This window comes from Ruegeria sp. F5, from assembly GCF_056533845.1.
This window is the reverse complement of record NZ_JBQFOU010000062.1, coordinates 1-1,985: the sequence shown is the minus strand read 5'-3', so window position 1 is coordinate 1,985 and position 1,985 is coordinate 1. Positions and strand designations below refer to the sequence as shown.

Here is a 1,985-nt window from a genome sequence, read left to right as displayed (position 1 = left end):
CTGGTCTCATAAATTGGAGGTAGGTTTGCCGCAGCGCGACCGCCCATGGCGGCGATTCTCGTGCTATAATAGGGAAGGATGGGTACCGGAACTTCATTGCCAGGCCAGGTTCGGAGGATCGTCAGCCATGCCGGATCACCAGATCGCAGCACGTCCGCAGCATGGCAGCGTCTTGCAGTTGGCCGTCGCGGCTCTTGCTTTTCTCTCGGCCCTACTGCTGGCGGGGTCGAGGGCCGATGCGCAACTCTGCCGCTCTTTTTTCGGCGCTGGTCTGTCGGACGCCATCCTTGCAGAGATCGGTCCGGCGACCTGCGAGGTCGGTTGGTCGAACGAGGCGGGGTTGCCGCCCTTCATCGGACGTCACCGGATCATCCATCCGACCAGTTGGCTGCACGACCAGACTGCGACCCGGCAACAATATGTGGAGGCAGCCGCGCAAGCGGTCGACGATGCGATATCCATGCTCAACGCGCTCGGCCTGTTTCGCGGTCAGAGTTTCGACACGACCCTGCTGATGGGTGCGGACGAGTTGAGCGCAGCGCTGGCCTCCAGTCCCGCTGCAGTCGGCGATTTCTGGCCGGATGAGGCGGGAGGCTCGGTCTGCCCTGCATTTTCCGGCCATTGGCAAGTCACCAGGCGGTTTTCACCTGATGAGTTCAAGTTTGTAATCGCCCACGAACTCTTTCACTGTTTTGCGTTGTGGAACTACAACGCCGAAATCAGCGCTGATGTCGACCGTTGGTGGATGGAAGGCATGGCACATTATTTTGCCCATGTCCTGTATCCGACGAAAGATGTTGAGCACCGCGACGCGCCCGACTACTCGCCCGGCCTTCCCGTATTCAGGCATAACCGGCTTTCGCTGAGCTATTCGACTGTGGCGTTTTTTCTCTGGCTGGAATTGCGGGGGCAGAACGGTCTGATCTTCGACACGATGGCACGGCTCGACGAGGCTAGAGATCCGGTTTACTTCCACGAACTGCTCAGCGGCTGGCCGGATATCGCGCCGAACTTCCACGGATTCGCGCAGCAGTTCTATTCCGAAGGCTTTGTGGAAGTGACGGGCAGCAGGGTGCCGATCGCGCAACCCGACCCATTGCCTGCTGAGATAAATGAGGTCGTGCCGGATTCCCGCGGAACGCTTGAAATCTTCGCGCAGCCATTTGAGATCCACGCAGAGAGATTCACTCTGGACGGTGGGCGCGCCTACGATATCTCGGTCGGCGAAAACGAGGTTCCAGGTCGCTACCATGTGCGCATCGCGAGTGGCGACTGGCAGGCCATGCCGGATTCGATCATCACCAGGTGTAACGAGGAACAAGACGTCACGGTTCTGGCGACCAGCACCGCCTCGCCTTCCGAAGTGCGGGAGGAGCCCTATACGCTTGATATCGAACTCCGTTGGGAGCCGGCAGGGGTTTGCGCATGCCCCTTCGATCCCGCGCCCACAGCCCTGATCCTGCAAACACCCTCAATGTGCTCGGCAGAAGCAGCGATCGACCGCTGTCTGATCGGTCTCTGGTCGCTTGCGCCCGGATCCTATCGGGCAGATCTGGAACGGATGGTGCCTGGCTCGGTGCATTCCGCTGAGGCTGTCGCTAATATCGCGATTTCCGAATCCGGCCTGGCAGAGGGCTGCATGCACGCCTCGGCTCATATCTCGGCGCCTTCAGCCTCGGACGGTCCGCCAGTCGACGTCAAGACCACGATGGCCGTGACTAGCACACATCAGTTGTCCTCGACCGACTCGGGCGAGCTTTGCGTGACGGAAGTGAGGTCGATCTCCTCGGTCGATTCAGTGGCTACCGTGCTGGGTCAAACGCTCCGAAACTCGACGGCAGGCCCGCCCTTTCCGTTCACCTTACGCTCGGACTACAGCTGCGATGCCGAAAATCTGCGGCTTCGGATCTATCCGCCGGGTGTGGATTATATCGAACACGAATTCATCCGCGTGGACTGAGAACAGATCATCGAAGCGGCCATTC

At 59.9% G+C, this 1,985-nt stretch carries 1 protein-coding gene; it reads left to right on the top strand.

The genetic code is table 11. The features are described from left to right. Positions 1–127 precede the first annotated feature (127 nt). Entirely contained in the window at positions 128–1,960 is a 1,833-nt protein-coding gene (locus ACR0K1_RS25510; RefSeq protein ID WP_480852307.1) for an ImmA/IrrE family metallo-endopeptidase, read from the top strand. Positions 1,961–1,985 lie beyond the last annotated feature (25 nt).

What these genes read in the sequence shown, in the direction of transcription:
- ACR0K1_RS25510 (WP_480852307.1), top strand. Translation starts at nt 128, where the DNA reads ATGCCGGATCACCAGATCGCAGCACGTCCGCAGCATGGCAGCGTCTTG.